Annotated in this window: 16 protein-coding genes; 7 read left to right on the top strand and 9 right to left on the bottom strand. The window is 38.3% G+C overall.

All coding sequences use genetic code 11. From position 1 onward, the window contains the following. Positions 1–6 precede the first annotated feature (6 nt). The 3 genes from H0W62_12255 to H0W62_12245 form a co-directional block, all read right to left on the bottom strand. Positions 7–531 (bottom strand): NADH-quinone oxidoreductase subunit C, encoded by a 525-nt coding sequence (locus tag H0W62_12255; protein ID MBA3649301.1) that lies wholly within the window; start codon positions 529–531, stop codon positions 7–9. A gap of 25 nt (positions 532–556) precedes the next feature. Next, on the bottom strand, positions 557–1123 hold the full coding sequence (locus H0W62_12250) for an NADH-quinone oxidoreductase subunit B (protein MBA3649300.1): 567 nt from the start codon (positions 1121–1123) through the stop codon (positions 557–559). A gap of 75 nt (positions 1124–1198) precedes the next feature. Further along, positions 1199–1591, bottom strand: coding sequence for an NADH-quinone oxidoreductase subunit A (locus H0W62_12245; protein ID MBA3649299.1), 393 nt, complete (start codon positions 1589–1591; stop codon positions 1199–1201). A 327-nt stretch (positions 1592–1918) separates the two neighbouring features. Between H0W62_12245 and crtI the strand changes: the two genes are divergently transcribed. The 3 genes from crtI to H0W62_12230 all read left to right on the top strand — a co-directional run bounded on the left by crtI (position 1919) and on the right by H0W62_12230 (position 4864). Beyond that, on the top strand, positions 1919–3424 hold the full coding sequence (gene crtI / locus H0W62_12240; protein MBA3649298.1) for a phytoene desaturase: 1506 nt from the start codon (positions 1919–1921) through the stop codon (positions 3422–3424). A gap of 2 nt (positions 3425–3426) precedes the next feature. Then, complete coding sequence (locus tag H0W62_12235; protein MBA3649297.1) at positions 3427–4200, top strand: squalene/phytoene synthase family protein; 774 nt, start codon at positions 3427–3429, stop codon at positions 4198–4200. A gap of 322 nt (positions 4201–4522) precedes the next feature. Then, positions 4523–4864 carry a hypothetical protein gene (locus tag H0W62_12230; protein ID MBA3649296.1) on the top strand — a complete coding sequence of 114 codons (342 nt, stop codon included), beginning with the start codon at positions 4523–4525 and terminating at the stop codon, positions 4862–4864. Here H0W62_12230 and H0W62_12225 read toward each other — a convergent pair whose 3' ends face one another. The 5 genes from H0W62_12225 to H0W62_12205 form a co-directional block, all read right to left on the bottom strand. Next, entirely contained in the window at positions 4865–5293 is a 429-nt protein-coding gene (locus tag H0W62_12225; GenBank protein ID MBA3649295.1) for a hypothetical protein, read from the bottom strand. A 17-nt stretch (positions 5294–5310) separates the two neighbouring features. Next, positions 5311–7599, bottom strand: coding sequence for a TonB-dependent receptor (locus H0W62_12220; protein MBA3649294.1), 2289 nt, complete (start codon positions 7597–7599; stop codon positions 5311–5313). Positions 7600–7690: 91 nt separating this feature from the next. Further along, positions 7691–8224 carry a hypothetical protein gene (locus H0W62_12215; protein MBA3649293.1) on the bottom strand — a complete coding sequence of 178 codons (534 nt, stop codon included), beginning with the start codon at positions 8222–8224 and terminating at the stop codon, positions 7691–7693. A 102-nt stretch (positions 8225–8326) separates the two neighbouring features. Further along, positions 8327–10507: a sulfatase-like hydrolase/transferase gene (locus tag H0W62_12210; GenBank protein MBA3649292.1), complete on the bottom strand. Its 2181-nt coding sequence runs from the start codon at positions 10505–10507 to the stop codon at positions 8327–8329. A gap of 222 nt (positions 10508–10729) precedes the next feature. Then, the gene (locus H0W62_12205; GenBank protein ID MBA3649291.1) at positions 10730–11716 is read right to left on the bottom strand and encodes a cation transporter; all 987 of its coding nucleotides are present in this window, start codon (positions 11714–11716) and stop codon (positions 10730–10732) included. Between the two features lie 92 nt (positions 11717–11808). Between H0W62_12205 and lysS the strand changes: the two genes are divergently transcribed. Beyond that, positions 11809–13320, top strand: a complete 1512-nt coding sequence (lysS, locus tag H0W62_12200; protein MBA3649290.1) for a lysine--tRNA ligase — start codon at positions 11809–11811, stop codon at positions 13318–13320. 3 nt (positions 13321–13323) lie between these two features. On the opposite strand, the gene hemW is transcribed toward lysS, so the two are convergent. After that, positions 13324–14442 carry a radical SAM family heme chaperone HemW gene (hemW, locus tag H0W62_12195; GenBank protein ID MBA3649289.1) on the bottom strand — a complete coding sequence of 373 codons (1119 nt, stop codon included), beginning with the start codon at positions 14440–14442 and terminating at the stop codon, positions 13324–13326. Positions 14443–14558: 116 nt separating this feature from the next. Here hemW and H0W62_12190 point away from each other — a divergent pair, with 116 nt between their 5' ends. Genes H0W62_12190 through H0W62_12180 form a run of 3 tightly spaced genes read left to right on the top strand, consistent with a single transcriptional unit; the run spans position 14559 to position 18186 of the window. Beyond that, positions 14559–16337, top strand: a complete 1779-nt coding sequence (locus H0W62_12190) for a hypothetical protein (protein ID MBA3649288.1) — start codon at positions 14559–14561, stop codon at positions 16335–16337. 1 nt (position 16338) lies between these two features. Beyond that, positions 16339–17331 (top strand): DUF4271 domain-containing protein, encoded by a 993-nt coding sequence (locus H0W62_12185; GenBank protein ID MBA3649287.1) that lies wholly within the window; start codon positions 16339–16341, stop codon positions 17329–17331. 27 nt (positions 17332–17358) lie between these two features. Continuing rightward, positions 17359–18186, top strand: a complete 828-nt coding sequence (locus tag H0W62_12180; GenBank protein ID MBA3649286.1) for a uroporphyrinogen-III synthase — start codon at positions 17359–17361, stop codon at positions 18184–18186. Positions 18187–18200: the final 14 nt, after the last annotated feature.

Below are 18200 nucleotides of genomic sequence, written 5' to 3'. Positions count from 1 at the left end.
AATTCATTATATACCAGCTTGTATTAATTTCGGATCTCTTCCAAACATTTCATCATTTTTATCTTCCCGGGTATTATCTTCTAACGGATATTCCTTTCTAAGGGGAAAAATGGTCATTTCATCCACATTCAATATTCGCACAAGGTTAGGGTGTCCTACGAAGATGATCCCATAGAAATCAAATGTTTCCCGTTCCATCCAGTTAGCAGCTAGAAATAAGTTAGTCATTGTAGGGATTCTTGGTTGATCTCCTGGAATTGCCACTTTTATTCTCAATCTAATGTTATTGATGAAGCTATGAAGATGGTAAACTACTTCAAATTTTTCGTTGCGATACGGCCAGTGAATACCGCATAAGTCAGTAAGAAATGTAAAGGCAAGCTCTTCATCTTTGCTCAAAAATTCTATAATAGGAGTAATGTGCAGTGGATCAGTTCGGATAGTAAGCAATTGCCACGGTTCTTCCGGAGAATGTATCAATTCACCAAATGCAGATTTTAGTTTTTCCAGAACCCGCTCATTATCAACCATAACTTTATGCTAATTGCCTATTGTATTAATTTAAATCTTTAATTACTTCAATTCCATAAGATTCCAGCAGTGCTTTATATTCGGGAGAATTTCTTCTTCTTAGGGGTTCATTCTGGATCAATTCCTGGATTTTCATCAAGCCATCAATGATCTGTTCCGGCCGTGGAGGACATCCCGGGACATACACATCTACCGGAATTATTTTGTCTACTCCCTGAAGAACGGAATAAGTGTCAAAAATACCACCACTGGTTGCGCAAGCGCCTACGGCTATTACCCAGCGAGGTTCCGCCATTTGCTCATATACCTGCTTGAGAATGGGTCCCATTTTTTTTGCAATGGTTCCAATCACCATCAGCAAATCTGCCTGGCGTGGAGAGAAGCTAACCCTTTCGGCACCGAAACGCGCAAAATCATAATGAGATCCCATAGTCGCCATAAATTCAATACCGCAGCAAGAAGTAGCAAAAGGCAATGGCCAAATAGAATTTTTCCTTGCCAAACCAATTACCTGCTCCAATTTGGTAGCAAAAAAGCCGGAGCCTGCATGGCCTTCAGGCGATGCAGATACGGTAATTTTTTTGTCCGAAATGGTGATAGTTTCCAATTTCTTTGTTATGTAAATGGGTAACAATTACAGAATACAACTTGTTTCATTCTGAACCTTTTATTCCCAATCCAATGCACCGGACTTTATTATGTAAAAAAATCCGGCCAATAAAAGACCCATGAAGAGTGCCATCGTTATTAATCCCTGCATTCCAAGCACATCAAAATTTACTGCCCATGGATAAAGAAAAATTACCTCCACATCAAATAATACAAATAGTATGGCTGTTAAGAAATATTTAATAGCAAATGGCTGACGTGCATTGCCAACCGATTGAATGCCGCTTTCAAAGGATTTTAATTTCTTTTTCGTGCTAAGCTTTGGCCCAACAAGATGCGTTACCACCATAGTGGTAGCGACAAATCCGCTTGCAAAGAGAAACTGAAGTAGTATAGGCAGATAAGTGATTGCAGAAGTACCTGATGCCGTTTTAGCCTCTAAAAAAATCATTATCAGAAATTAAATCACTCCTATATATAGGGTGCAAAGAAACGAATCCGCAGGCAGATAAGCAAATTAACCATTAATCTGAATCGTTAATATTTGATCCTTAAAAATCAATTAAATAACAGATAAAATGGATAAAAATATCTGTGAAATTAATCAACACAATAATGAAATCCAATATCTTTTGTTTTAAGGTTTTGTTTATGTATTTTCGAATATTATTAAACAATAATTAAAATGAATTAGCAGCACCTCTGAATTTATGCTTACTAATTACTTATAGTAAAACGAAGATTCGCTATCTCAATACAAATAAAAGAAGACCGATGAATGTTTAATAAAACTAATAAAATTTTAAACAAAAGTTTAGATTTGGCTGTTATAGGATCAGGATTTTCCGGTCTTAGTGCTTCTTCTTACCTGGCAGCTCACGGTCATAAGGTAACCTTGTACGAAAAGAATATTCAATGCGGCGGCAGGGCCAGAACTTATGAGAACAACGGGTTTATATTCGATATGGGACCAAGCTGGTACTGGATGCCTGATGTTTTTGAACGTTTTTATAATTGCTTTGGCCATACTGCTTCCGATTTCTATAAGTTAATAAAGCTTGACCCCGGATTTACCATAATTTTTGGAAAAGATGATGCTATCGATATCCCGGCAAACTTCCAGGAGCTGTGTTCCCTGTTCGAATCGATTGAAGAGGGCAGTGCAGAAAAGCTCAGAACGTTTATGAAGGAAGCCGAACATAAATACAGCCTAAGTATGGGGAGTCTTGTATTTAATCCGGGTTTAACGATAAGGGAGTACATAACCTTCGATGTTTTAAAGGAAATATTTCGGCTACAGTTATTTTCTTCCTTCAAAAAACATGTCCGCGCCTTCTTTAAGAATCCGCGGTTGTTGGCACTTATAGAATTTCCGATACTTTTCTTAGGAGCCATGCCGGAAAGTACTCCTGCATTGTATTCACTAATGAATTATGCGGGACTAAAGCAGGGAACGTTGTATCCAATGGGGGGCTTTGGTAAGGTTGTCAAAGCCTTTAAAACAATTGCTGAAGAGCAAGGTGTGACTTTGCTCTTAGATAATGAAGTAGAATGCTTTAATATAAGTTCAGGTAAAATTGTTGAGGTTGAAAGCAGGCATGGTAAATTGAAAACAGATGGTGTAATAGGCGCTGCCGATTGCCATCACGTGGAAAATGATCTTCTTGCGGAGTCTGAAAGGTCGTATTCAAATAGATATTGGGAAAAGAGAAAATTAGCACCATCCGCGCTTCTATTTTTTCTGGGTATCAATAAAAAAATTGATCACTTAAACCATCATAATTTATTTTTTGATGAGGATATTGATAAGCATGCTAATGATATCCATGTAGCTAAAAAATGGCCTGAAAAACCTCTGTTCTATGTATGCGCCCCTTCTAAAACAGATCCGGCTGTAGCCCCTGATGGATGTGAAAATCTATTTGTGCTTATGCCAATTGCAAGCGGGTTAAAGGATTCACCGGATAAAAGAGAATATTACTTCAATCTATTGATAGAAAGAATAGAAAACTTTACTGGAAATGAGATCCGGAACCATATTATAGAAAAAAGAAGCTATTGCATTTCAGACTTTGCTGCTGACTACCATGCATATAAAGGCAATGCATATGGTCTCGCCAACACGCTTTACCAAACTGCCATATTTAAACCAAAAATGAAAAGCAAGAAAGTGGACAACCTATTTTTTGCAGGACAACTCACGGTGCCCGGACCCGGTGTTCCACCAGCTATTATTTCAGGCGAGATTGCTGCAAACCAATTATTAAAATATTTAAATCAGTAACCATGAAGGAAATCTTTGATACCGTTTCAGGAGCCTGCAGCAGAATAACCACACGATCTTACAGCACCAGTTTTTCGCTCGGCATTTCTTTTCTCCATAGAAAATTTCATAAGTCGATCTATGGCATTTATGGTTTTGTGCGTTTAGCAGATGAAATTGTGGATAGCTTTCATAATTATAATAAACACTACCTGCTTCAGAAGTTCAGGAGAGATACCATTGAAGCTTTGGAATTCAAAATCAGCCTGAACCCTATTTTAAACAGCTTTCAGGAAGCAGTGCATCGGTTTAATATTGAATGGGAGCTGATAGATGATTTCCTAAAAAGCATGGAAATGGATTTGTATCGCAATGAACACAATATGGATACGTACAATCAGTACATATTTGGATCTGCCGAATCGGTAGGATTAATGTGCCTGCGTGTCTTTACAGAAAATAATATAGAACTATATGAAAGGCTAAAGCCATCCGCGATGAAACTGGGAGCTGCATTTCAGAAAGTAAATTTTTTAAGAGATTTGAATTCAGATTACTATCTTCTTGGAAGAACTTATTTCCCTGACATCAATTTTCGTTGCTTTTCTGCTTTGGAAAAGGGAAAAATACAAGCAGAAATTGAATCAGATTTCCAGGAGGCCCTTACTGGACTTAAACAACTGCCTGTAAGCTCGAGAAGAGGTGTTTATCTTGCATATTATTATTACAGGAAATTATTTCTTAAAGGAGGCTTTCACGAACACATAGGGCTTATAAATATTCTAATTAGTTCCTGAAAACATTTTTAATAAAATAATTGATTTTGCTGAAAAAATTTCTTTCCGAAAAGTCCATCGTCCATTTCGGACACTTAGAAAAAAATACGGTTTAAAGAGAACCCATGATTACCTTGAAGAAATGGAATGAGATGAAAACCTGATCTGCGACCTTCCCAATTTGTTCCCCCAAAAAAATCTGCCATCTGATTATAACTATATCCCACCGCTTATCTATTCCAATACAGATCATTCGCTTCTAAGCTTTGGTAATTTTTCTGTTCTCCGTCCAGTGATTTTTATAACTATGGGGAGTACAGGAAATTGGAACTTTTTAAGTTTCATGAACCACCGGGATTATGCAGGTTACACAATCATAACTGCCGGAGATAAGAATAGAATATTAAATGGTACTCACATTATTTCTTATGATTTTATTAATATAGATGAGGTATTGACAATCGCTGATGTTATGATTTGCCATGGAGGTAACGGAACTATTTATCATGGCCTTGGAAAAGGAGTATATATGCTTTGCCTGACCAGTCATTTTGAACAGGAGTGGAACGTACAAGCACTCGAAAGAATCGGGTATGGAAAATCAATGAATGATTATGAGATTAAAGATTGGAAAGAAGTGATTAATGATGCAATAAAAATTAAGGTACCCCCTTATTACGGTTAATTATTGTACTGTAATCGTGAGTGACTTTGACGCAATATTACCATCACGGTCTACTACAGTAAAGGTGTATTTTTCAACTCCTGCCTGGTTGCGGGTTGCAATGGTAATGTCGCGGCTGAAACCATTATTCTGTTCACTTCCGGTCAGGGTTTGGTTTAAAACTGTAGTGGATGAAGAACCGGCATCATAAACATAAGATACATTAAACGTATTTAAAGGATCCTCTGTTTTTATAACTACAACACCAACTTTCAAAGTATCACCCAATGCTACGGTAGCATCTGTAAAAGTATATCCAGCCCCTGTTTGCAAGCTCATATCAGGTGGCTGGCGCGGATCCGAATTTTTGTTACAGGAAAAAAATACGACTGAAACAAAAAACAATGAGATGGATAATACTAAGGTTAAAATCTTTATTTGATTTTTCATGGATTTATTAGTTGTGGTTAAAATGTAAAAGGAAAATTTAAACTTAAATTGACATCCCGGCCGATGTTGTTAATTCCAAAATCTTTTAATCTTGAAAGAGCATCGGCATATGCATCATTAAAAATATTAGTGCCTGTTAAGCTAAAATTGCATGCCTGGTTTCCAAGGTAAATCGTTCCCGACAAGGATATATTGAGAAGCTGATAACTGGGTGTATCGGTTTCAAATTGCCCAGGGTTGCGTTGAGCCATTACAAAATCTCCGCCGAAGCTGAGATTCAACTGGGTAATTCTTTTTCCATCCTTGAAATCTATTGCTAAATTGGCAGTAAATTTATCTGCAGGAATAAAAGGGAGGTGGCCATTATCATTGACTAAAACACCGTAATAAGTTGCATACGTTGCATTCCAGTCCAACCATTCCAAACCTGGAACGCGAAAGTCAAGAGTGGCCTCTCCTCCCCGTAGATAAGCGTCTTTTTGAACATAATTGTAGATATCGAATCCAACAAATTGCTGGGCAGATTTTTGAAGATAGATGTAATTAAAAAAGCGATCGTAATAGGCCGTGGCAGTTATTGATAGCCAGGAAAGATCATATTGCAAAGAGGTTTCAAGGTTGATATTTTGTTCATCTTTTAAATCACGATCACCTATTTCCCAGCGAATGGTAGCTTCATGCAGGCCATTCGATGACAGCTCGGCGAGATTAGGCGACCGCACACCCGTTCCGACATTGATCTTAAGGTGAAAACCTTTAATCAGTGATGCCACCATTCCAACTGAAGCATTGCCGGACGGGAGTGTGGAAGTAAAAGGAAATAAAGAATCTCCCGATGGACGGCTGATGCCGTCATCGGGAGCGTTAAAATTCTTTGTTGTTAATGTCTTAACATTTCGGACCAACCCGCCAATACCACCTTCGAGAATAAACCTGCCTGATTCTCTCTTTAAAAAAACAGATATACCACCTTCTACCGTATTGGCATCGGGGATTATTACACGTGATCCAAGGTTACGGTTAGTTTGAACCATGCCGTCACTCGCGAGTATTAAATCGGTTTTTTCAGTCAGCTGTTTTTCCCAATGAATATTATAAGGCACCGTGAACAGGTGCATGTTGAGAGAAATTTTATTTCCCCCTTCCTGCTCTTGCCGCAGATTAGACTGTAAACCAGCATTAAAAACTAATTTGGAGCCACTATAAAACCAGGTATTTTGAGAAGATAAGGTGTTCAGCATTACCACATGATGTGGTCCCTCCATGCTGCGACTAAACCGCGCATCCGTATCAAGAGATTCCAAAAGGTTACCAGCTATGAATCCGTAGTAATTCCGGGAGAAAAAATAATTGAACTCATGGGCCTGGGACCTGTTATTCCATCCCAGCGAAGCTTTTCCTGTAAATGTATTAAAGCGTGAATTAACTATTCGTACTTCATTTCCAGCCTTATAATCAGCATGGGATTCTGCGCCGCCGCGAATCCGCCAGTGCATTTTACTATTGTTACCTTTAAACCCAAAATCTGTTTCCCCGCCAAGTGTATTACTGAACAGGCGGGCGCTTACATCACCTGTTTTACTATTCTCTTCCGCAGCTTTTTCTTCTATTACGTTAATTACTCCTCCAACAGCATCAGAACCATAAAGCAATGATACCGGGCCTTTAATTACCTCTGCACGGTCCACACCCACATCTGAAAGGCCTAATCCGTGTTCATCCTGCCATTGCTGATTATCAAACCGAAGACCTGAAAGTAAAATAAGCACTCTATTGCCAAACAGACCCCGGACTACTGGTTTAGAAATTCCGGCTCCGGTAGTTAACTGGCTTATACCCGGCATTTTTGCAAGTGCATCTGAAATGCTGAAAGATCCTGTTTGCCGCATCTGAATCTGACTCACTGAGGTTACCTGCAATGATGTTTCTTCTGCTGAGCTTTGACGTATACCGGTAACTACAATTTCCTGTGCCTCTACCGGCGAAACACTCATCGAAACATTCAGGGACTGATCTTGCTTAATGTTTACTGTAAGAATAACGGAGTGATAATCGATTTTGGCAAACCTTATAGTAATTTCTCCAGAAGGAATTGATGATAATTTATAGTTTCCATTAGAATCAGAAGAAGTAGTAAGGTTAAGCTCAGGAATAAAAATGCTTACGTCCCGTACTGGTTCTTGAGAATCCAAATCAGTAATGGTTCCGCTTAAGATGTTCTGTCCCTGCAGGATGCTGCAATGGCTTACAAATGCCAGCAGCATTATTAGAGTAACCAAATACAATCCAGACTTTTCCGGGTACATTTTTTTTAGCAATTAAGGAAATGGAAACCATCTCTACTGCTTTTTAAGACAGAATCAGTTTTTAATAGCCGAAAGCTATTCAGAATGGGGGCTAAACTTTAGGAGGAGGGCTGTGGTAAAAATTAAAATTACCCTGTGTAAATTGCTGTAATGGCAAAGCATTTATAGCAATAGCATTAATTGGGGTGGATAAAGCAGAGGTTCCTTTCTCAAAGAAAAAATCAGGAATCTTTATTTTTAAATTGCAGGGAAAATTTTTTGCAGATTCAGGATTGCCAAAGTCATTGGCAATGGAAGATGCGCTATCAAGTAATCTTTTTTCTGTAATATCATTAAAGCACGCCAGATAAACATTTCCATTCTTTATATGAATATCAAGAATATCATAACGATTCCCATTCCAATTAACCTCCTTCAATTTTCCATTTATAGATTTAGGTAGTAAATTGTACTGTTGTAGTGTGATAACAATTAAATCAGTATGCTTTAGCTGATCTGCCTGGTTACTTATTACGGAGCGGTGATTTATAGTTTGCTGCTTGATATTAAATAATAAACCGTAGGTGGCAAAAACCGAGCTTGCCATCACTATGCTTCCTAATACATAAATAAAAAGACGATTCATTTAAAAAACAAAAATAAGGAATCTTGACACATATTCAAAGGACTTTATTTTATCGCCTTTTTTAAATTTTAATTCGCTGTTAAAATGCTTTTTAGGATCATATCAATGCGCAATTACCATTTTTTGCCATTTATTCTGAGCCTTGCTTTTCAATGAAATAAAATAAACACCATCTGAAAAGGAGGCAGTATTAAATGTAATGGTTTGTAAAAGATCCAAAGGCTGAATGGTTTCTGACAAACATACGGCTCCCCTACTATTCAAAATTTGCACAGTTGCCGCATCACTCACAGGTGAAATAGTTAAATAAAATGCCTGATCTGCCGGGTTTGGGAAAATATGAATGAGGTTTTTTTCAACTGTCGATTTCCGGGCAATAGGTTCATTGGTTATAAGATTGCATGTTTTAGTGTCAGGCTTTAGAGTGTAATTAAATACATTCTTCAGACTGTCTTTTTTATTCCGGTATTCATTGATCAGGGAAGCGTATGCAGGATTATTTATCTGGTTAAAATCCTCTAATGAATCTACTGTCAGATCATAGAATTCTTCCGTGAGGCTGTTGCAGGAATACCAATTGTACAAATAGTCTTTAGTCCGTACTGAATTTATATCTGGATTTGCGCCGGATGGCAAATCTTCTACAAAAATTACATCACGGTGTGCCTTGCCGGTGTAAAATTGATGAAGCGAAATACCATCCATATGATAGTCTCTTTTAATTCCTGCCGCTTCTAAAATGGTGGGGGCAAAATCAATATTGAGCGCCATGTCTTTATAATTTACAGCCCCTGAAAACCATTTAGGATAGCGCAGAAACATAGGGATGCGAACAGAGTTATTGTAGGCAAGCTGCTTTCCGCTTATCATGTGCTCACCGAGGATAAAGCCGTTATCGCTGGTGAATAAAATCAAAAAGTTATCGAGCGATGCAAGCTTTGAAATGGTATCACGGAGCTGACCCATTACACGGTTTAAGCCTACCAAACATTCATAATAGGCTTGAATATCATTTCGGCAGTTGATTGAATCAGCATAGTAATTAATTCCATTTTGAAAATAGCTGGGATACGGTTTCAAGGGCTTAAAAAAATTTGGAGGGAATGGCATTGAATCACCTGCAAAAGTTCCTTTATCCCGGTCTTCCGGCACGTAAGGGCTGTGCGGGGTGCTGAATGCCGCAACCATCATCACAGGTTGCTTATTCAGATGCGATGAAAATACACGGATGGCTGTATCGGTAACAATATCCAGCTCGTGGCCGTTAATCTCTATCTCTTCTCCATTGTAATTATAGAAGGGATTTACCTTACCTCCTCCATCTTTGGCCATCCAGAAATCCCAGCCGGGCTGAGGTGTATTTATTAAGGTTGGATGAAGGTATTTCCCGACTAGAGAAGTATAGTAACCAACACCATGCAGGATTTTTGAAATGGTTGCATAAGAAGTATCCAGGTTCATATTATTATTGAGAACTCCGTTGTTATGTGGATACAATCCTGTGAAAATTGCTGCCCTTCCCGGAGCACACAAAGAATAAGTAGCAAAAGAATTTTTAAAATTCACGCCTTCATTTGCAATAAAATCAATATTGGGCGAATTGTAAAAATCAGGGCCACCATTACAGCTGTATGAATCATTCCGGGAGTCATCAAGTATTATCAGCAATATATTAGGCAAGAGGCTTAGGCGAAATGAATCCAGCTTCGACCAGCTTTGAGTATCACTGCAAGCAGATGCCTGGTAATAAAAAGATATTTTTTCAGGCACATTTATAAAAGTATAATACTGTTTGTTGCCTGTGGCAATAGTAATCCACTGAGATCCTTTTCCAAAGCTGTACCGGATAAAATTGGTATTAGCAGGCGAACGTGTAAACCAGCTAACTGTTACGTTATTATCAGGGTCTGATTTTACCGGATTCAGTGAAGGGATCTCGCATCCGGAAGTTACCTCGTTAATTGTTGAATAACTGCTTTTAGAACCGTCAGGACAGTAGCTGTTAACTCCTAATGTATATTTGGTATCAACCCCTAATTCTTTAAAAGAATATAATGTATCATAGATTTTATCCTTGATGTTTATCCATGACCCATTTTCAGTTTTATACTTCACCTTATAATAATCAGCATGCTTAACCGGTGACCAGTGGAGGGTTATGCTGGAGGAAGAGATATTGGTAGTATATAAATTCTTTGGTGGTTCGGGATTACAAGTAGCATTCGCATGCAATGAAACCAGGGGAAAAATAATAGAGAAGAGAAGTAAAAAAAATATGCGCATAACTTTTTAAATTGGAAACAAAGAGACAATATTTTCCTGAAATCAGTATTCAGAAAATATGACTTACTCTGAGGGATTCATGTTGATTAATATTATTTCAAAGGAATAAATTAGGGATTGATGAGAGTAAAATGCCATATAAAGAATTGATTTGAACTGATGATCTGATCGTGAATTATAAATTAAGCAAGGGTTTGCAATGGATGTTCAGACAGAGCAAATTTACAGTCCGTGCTTTTTATCCTGCAATACATTTTTAAGATCCCATTCAATACGTTTTTGAAAAACAGCCTCCCGAACATTACAGTTACTCATAATACAAATGGTACAAGAAAACGGAGGCACGCAATAGTCAGTATGGATAAATAGTTCTACAGGATTCTTCAGTTCATTTTTTATAAGTGCTTCAAGACGGTCTACTTCATTATGACCTTCCCTTATAGTGAAATACCACGGCACTGTTAAGTGACAATCAATGTGCAGCACACTGCCATATTTGATCACTCTCATATTGTGCAAATCCATCCAGGGCTCCCGTCGGTGTTCATTTACCCTCGATATTATAGTGCTTAAAAGGTCATAATCAGCTTCATCCATAATACCTCCCACAGCTTTGCGCCATACTTTATAACCAGTAATAGAAATAAAACCACCAAAACCGATGGCAATCACAATATCAAGCCAGGCTAAACCTGTTAAATAAATTAACAACAGCGCACTGACTATGCCCGCAGTTGACCAAGCATCTGTTTTAAGGTGTTTTCCGCTGGCAATTAGGGCGGGAGAATCTGTTTTGTTTCCCTGCTTTTCACTTATAAAACCCAGCATGTAATTCGCAACAGCAGTTCCAAACAATATTGCGATACCAATATCCAGGTCATGAAGATCCTGCGGATAAAAAATATTATGAACTGATTTTCCAACAATGATCAGGCCGGCAACTAAAACCATAGTACCCTCAATGCTTGCAGATATAAATTCAATTTTGCCATGGCCATATGGATGATCAGTATCCCGGGGTTTCGCAGATAGCCATAAACTGTACAAACCGATTCCGCTGGCAACCACATTCACAATGCTTTCCATTGCATCCGTAAGCACCGCATTAGAATAAGTAAGAATGAAGGCGGAAAATTTACCGGCAAGCAATATAATGCTTGAAACAAAAATCCATCGCTGGAGCTTAAGATTAGAAGTGTTTTCCGTCAAAGGCTTTAATGTGAAAAGATATGACACTTTTATTCATCAACATTCCCAAACTCCTCCATACAAAAAGTATTTTTGTTAAAATTTTTTTTCCGATGGCATTCAGTGAACAGGAACTTTTACGAAGACAAACCTTGCAGGAACTAATCAATTTGGGTATTGAACCTTACCCAGCGGAAGAATTTAAGATATCAGCCTCTGCAGGCTTTATTCACGAAGAATATAAAAAAGACCCGGAAAATAATTTATTGAAAAACATCTCCATTGCAGGCAGGCTCATGAGTAAACGTATAATGGGTAGTGCATCATTTGCGGTACTTCAGGATGCAACCGGCAAGATCCAATTATATGTGAACCGGGACGAAATCTGCCCGGGTGAAGACAAAACATTTTATAATATTATTTTTAAAAAACTATTGGATTTGGGGGACATTCTCGGTGTTACCGGTTACGTTTTCACCACTAAAACAGGAGAAACCTCTGTCCATGTAAAAACGTTAGTGCTATTAAGTAAATCACTTAAGCCTCTTCCGGTGGTAAAAGAAAAGGAAGGGCATATGTTTGATGAGGTAACCGATCCGGAATTGCGCTACCGCCAGCGATATGTTGACCTGAATATTAATGCACACTCCAGAACCGTTTTTATCCAGCGGTCAAAGATTATTCAGTCTATGCGCAATTTTTTAAACAGCAGCAATTACCTGGAAGTGGAAACACCAATCCTTCAACCATTATATGGTGGAGCAGCAGCGCGTCCCTTCACCACCCATCACAATACTTTGGATATGAAACTGTATCTCAGAATTGCTGATGAGCTGTACCTGAAGAGATTGATCGTAGGCGGATTTGATGGAGTATTCGAATTTGCAAAAGATTTTCGAAATGAAGGTATGGACCGTTTTCACAATCCGGAATTTACTATGATGGAGTTGTATGTGGCGTATAAAGATTATGAATGGATGATGAACCTGGTGGAGGAAATGGTAGAGCAGATAGCAATGGATCTGCATGGCACCACTAAGGTAACTGCAGGTGGATACGAAATTGATTTTAAGCGTCCATGGAAACGATTTACTATGTATGAGGCCATTGCGCATTTCACAGGAATGGATATAAGTAAAATGAATGAAGAACAGCTGCGCGAAGCAGGAAAGCATTTGCACCTTCATCTGGATGCAACTATGGGAAAAGGGAAAATTATTGATGAAATCTTCAGCGCTGCCTGTGAGCCTCAGCTGATTCAGCCAACATTTATTACTGATTACCCGGTTGAAATGTCTCCATTAGCAAAAAAACACCGCAGCAAGCCTGGGCTCGTGGAACGCTTTGAAGCAATCTGTTACGGTAAAGAAATATGCAATGCGTTTTCAGAGCTTAACGACCCTATTGACCAAAGAATGCGCTTTGAAGAGCAGATCGAGCTTGGAAAACGCGGCGATGAAGAGGCAATGGTTCTGGATGAAGACTTCCTTCGGGCACTCGAATATGGCATGCCACCTACCGCAGGCCTTGGAGTAGGAATCGATCGCTTAACCATGATCATGACCAACTCTGTTTCTATTCAGGACGTTATTTTATTCCCGCAAATGCGACAGGAAAACAGATAACACTTATACGATCATTTCCAAAATGATTCTATCGGCAACCAACTTTCCTTTTTCTGTAAGAAAAATTTTCTCATCCGCTTCCAGGAAATAGTCGGAAGAAATTTTTTCAAGGTTTTTTCTTACTTCCGGGTAATCCTTTCTAAAATCATTTTTAACTCTTTTAAGATCGCATCCCCAATGAGTACGCAATGAGGTCATGATATATTCATTCAGCTGCTGGACGTTAGTAAGGGATTCTCTCTCGAAAGGAATATTCTTTTTAAAAATGGAATTGATGTACTTATAATTATTGGAAATATTCCACTGCCGGGTTTGTCCGTTGAAAGAATGTGCCGACGGCCCAAGCCCTAAATACCATTCACCATTCCAGTAATTGCTGTTATGCCTGCTATAATAACGCTCCCTGCAAAAATTGGAGATTTCATAATGAAGAAATTGATTTTCTGCCATTCGTTTCATCAATATCTCGAATTGAGTGGCTGATTTTTCTTCATCTCCCTTTGGAATCCGGCCCATTTCTATACTCTTGGCAAGAGCTGTTTTAGGCTCTACTGTCAGGCAGTAGGAAGAAATATGCTGAATGCTTAATTCAAAGGCTGTCTGGAGAGTTGTTTCCCATTCCTCATTTGTGAGGTCAGGAAGTCCATAAATTAAATCGATAGATATATTATTGAAACCCTCATTTTTTGCCTGTTCTACACAAGTACGGGCCTGCAAGCTATCGTGCGCACGGTTCATAAATTTTAAATCACGCTCAATAAAAGATTGTATTCCAATGCTTAACCGGTTTATTGAAAGAGCACGAAGAGTAGATAGCTTTTGTGTGGTAAGATCGTCCGGATTTGCTTCAAATGTGATTTCTGCATCGGGATTAATTGTAAAATACTGATGAAGCTTTTCAAAAATTTTCTTTACATCGTCCTGTTCCAATAAGGAGGGTGTGCCGCCGCCAAAATAAATAGTTGATATAGCTTTGTTGTTCAAATAGCCTTTCTGCATTTCAATCTCTTTCAATAATGCTTCTATGAAATCGTTTTTACCATTTATTTGATTGGAAAAATGAAAATTACAGTAATGACAAGCCTGTTTGCAGAAAGGAATGTGGATGTAAATGCCTGCCATAAGAATTAATGCCTATATCAATAATATATTCAAATTATCCAATTTATTGATTGTGGATTTTCAGACATCTAATTTGAAAATCCAGTTGTCTTTAATTTTGTATAGAATTTTATAAAGTGCGTCACTTCATATTTCTTTTCTTTCTTGCGTTTTCATCCTTATCCGAAGGTCAGGCTACATATTTTTTAAAAATCTTTCCGACAGATAAAGATACCGGCTTTTTAATGAAGAATCTGCCGTATCAAAGAAATCCGGCGGACTCTGATGCTGCAGATAGGGAGCTGAAAAAAACTCTGGACGAACTTCATAAAACAGGGTATCTGGAAGCGGAATACAGTTCAATTAAAAAGGACTCAACTGGTCTGGCAGCTTTATTAATTGTTGGAACTCAATGGACGTGGGCTCATCTCACTAATGGAAATGCAGACAATTTAATGTTACAACACATTGGCTTCCATGAAAAAGGTTATGATGAAAAGCCTTTGCGCATAAATCAAATTAACGACCTTATTCAAAGCCTTTTAACCTATTGCCAAAATAATGGCTATCCTTTTGCTTCCGTTCACCTGGACAGCCTGACGGTATCGGGACACCAGCTAAGTGCTAAAATTTTTGTTACCAGAAATAATCTGATCACCATCGACAGCATTCAGGTTGTGGGTGATGCAAGGATCTCGAATATTTACCTGGCCAATTATCTGGGCTTTCGGCTGCCTTCTATATATAGGGAAGATGATGTAAAACGAATAAGCACCCGAATAAAGGAGCTTCCTTTTATAACCGAAGAGAGGCCCGCCAAAATTTTATTTAATGAAAAACGCGCTGCCATTACGCTCTTCCTGAAAAAGAAAAATGCGAGCCGGTTTGATTTTGTGTTAGGTGTATTACCTAATGATCAGGTTACCGGAAAACTGTTAATTACAGGTGACGGCCAACTGGTATTAAACAATGCGTTTGGGAGGGGTGAATACCTGAACTTGCGCTTCCTGCAACTGCAAAACAGGAGTACTCAGGTAACTGCCCAATTCACATATCCTTATCTCTTTTCTATTCCTTTCAGCCTTGACTATAATTTTAATCTTTATAAAAATGACACACTTTACCTGGATGTTAAGCAAAGAGCAGGTATCAGTTATTTATTTATAGGATCTAATTATTTGAAATTCTTTTTCAGCAATGAAGGTTCCTCCATACTATCATTGGATACATTTTCCATCATTCGAAACAAAACCCTACCTCCATACCTGGATTTAAATGCAAAATTTTATGGAATTGAATACAGGCTTGAAAACCTTGATTACCGCTTTAACCCACGCAGCGGGTATGATATTTTTCTCAATGCGGAAGCAGGTAACAGAAAAATCAAGGAAAACAGCAAGATTGTACAGCTAAGGGATTTGACGGATCCAGCATATGATTTCCACAAGCTATATGATTCTGTAAACACTTCAGAGATACAATTCCGGGTACAAGGTAACATACATAAATACTGGCCTCTGGGCAGCCATAACGTTCTTCAAACGTCTTATCAGGGAGGATTCATTGTTGGAAATAACCTGCTGCAAAATGAATTATACCGTATAGGGGGACTGCATACTTTGCGGGGCTTTGATGAAGCCTCTGTTTTAACTTCACAGTACCATATAGTTACATTAGAATATCATTATTTGCTTGACCGTAACTCTTTCTTTTATCTTTTTCTTGATGGCAGTTATTTATTAAATCGTGAAATGGCTCCTTATAATTATAATACACTATATGGGTTTGGCGGAGGAATTAACTTTGCTACAAAAGCCGGCACTTTTACGGTGAACTACGCTTTGGGTGGTCGAAAAAATAATGCAGTTCAATTCCGCTCAGCAAAAATTAATTTTGGTTACGTAAATTATTTTTAATGTGAAGAAACATTTACCTCGTTATCCGATTGTTCTTGGAATATTCTTTTGCATTTTGACAGGATGGCTTTCAGGTTTATCATTTGCACAGGACACCATAAATCAAAGAGAGGGAAATCAAGACACTAATGAAACGTGGAAACAGGTTAAGCTATCTCCACGTGTGGCCCGGGATCTGAGGCTGGATTCGATAAAGAGGGTAAAAACCAAACTTACATTTTCTCAAATTATAATTTTTAACCAGCAACTTCAGGATCAGTTTCCATCTCCCATTATTCAGCATATCCGGGGTATGCGCGGATACCAGAATTACGAGTTTAAACGTCTTGTAAAAAGCGATGATTGGAAATTTTACCTGAGCATGTTTCTCCTTGCTTTACTTGCCTTAATCAGGGTGGTATATGATAAAGAATTTGACGACCTCCGGTCTTCTTTTCGAAATTGGAGCATGAGGCCTCAGATAATTCGTGAACTGGGTACGGGAATTTCATTTGGTACCGTGTTGTTAAATTTCTTTTCAGTGCTTGTAATAGCTTTTTACGTCTATTTATTATTACACCGCTTTAATTTATCCTTTGCTGCCTCTGACGGCGTAATGGTTATTACAGTATCTATAGTTACTCCGATATTATTTTCTTCGCGATATCTGCTGTTAAAATCGGCAGCATCGCTCCTGCCCTTTCGAAAAGAAATTACACTCTTTAATTTCTATGAACTTCAAATCAACCGTATAATGGGCGTTATTCTTTTTCCACTGGTAGTACTTATTGCATTCTCAAAAGATATGATAAGTGACTATACCTGGTATGTCTCTTATCTGGTTGTGCTTACCTTTATTTTGATGCGCTACCTTAAGGGTTTAAATATAGGAATTCAATACCTTGGCAAGTATACGTTCCACTTTTTGTTGTATATTTGCGCCCTCGAAATTGCACCTATACTTATCATTATACGCTTGATCAAAAACTTTGGTGCAATTGGAGTCTCTATTTAGAAAAACGCGGGACATACGATGAAATTGATGGTAGAAAAGAATACCAGCAGCAAAGCAACAGAAATACCCGGCAATAATCAGGATAAAACATTAAGCGTTTTATCCCCAAAAGTCAATATCCAATCGATCTTGATTACTCAGCCACGTCCTGATACGGAAAGAAGTCCCTATTTCGATTTAGCTAAGAAACATAATATCATTATTGATTTTAAGCCCTTTATTCACCTTGAAGGAATTGCTGCCCGCGATTTCAGGAAATTTAAAATCAATCCGGCCAGTTTTAATGCAGTTTTGTTTACCAGCAGAGGCTCTGTAGACCAGTTTTTTAAACTATGCGATGATTTGCGGGCTAAGATTTCGCCAGATACAAAATACTACTGCATGACTGAAGCCATTGCGTTGTATTTGCAGAAATATATTCTCTTTCGCAAGAGAAAAGTATTTTTTGGTGATGGCACTTTTAAAGGATTAACTGAAATTATTGAAAAGCACCGTGATGATGAAAGGTATCTGATTCCTTGTTCGGATACTCATAAATCCGATATAGCTGATTACCTGCGAAAGAAAAAATATGAATTTGCGGAGGCAATTATTTTTAAGACTGTTCCGCTTGAACTTATTGAGAAAGAAATCAGGAAGTATGATATGGTCGTTTTTTTTGCACCTGTAGGTGTTACCGCATTTAAGCAAAACTTTCCCGCCTTTCAACAAAAAAATCTGCTCATCGGAGCATTCGGCCCTCTCACTTCTCAGGCAATTATTGTAGCGGGGCTACGTCTTGATCTGCAAGCTCCTGCGCCCTCAGCTCCTTCTATGACAATGGCAATTGATAATTTTTTGAGCTCGAAATCCTGATATTTTCGTCTGTA

It is taken from the genome of Chitinophagales bacterium (assembly GCA_013816805.1).
In the GTDB taxonomy this organism is placed as follows: Bacteria; Bacteroidota; Bacteroidia; order Chitinophagales; family UBA10324; genus MGR-bin340.
Note: the sequence above shows the minus strand (reverse complement) of the source record. Positions and strands in the feature narration are given on the sequence as shown.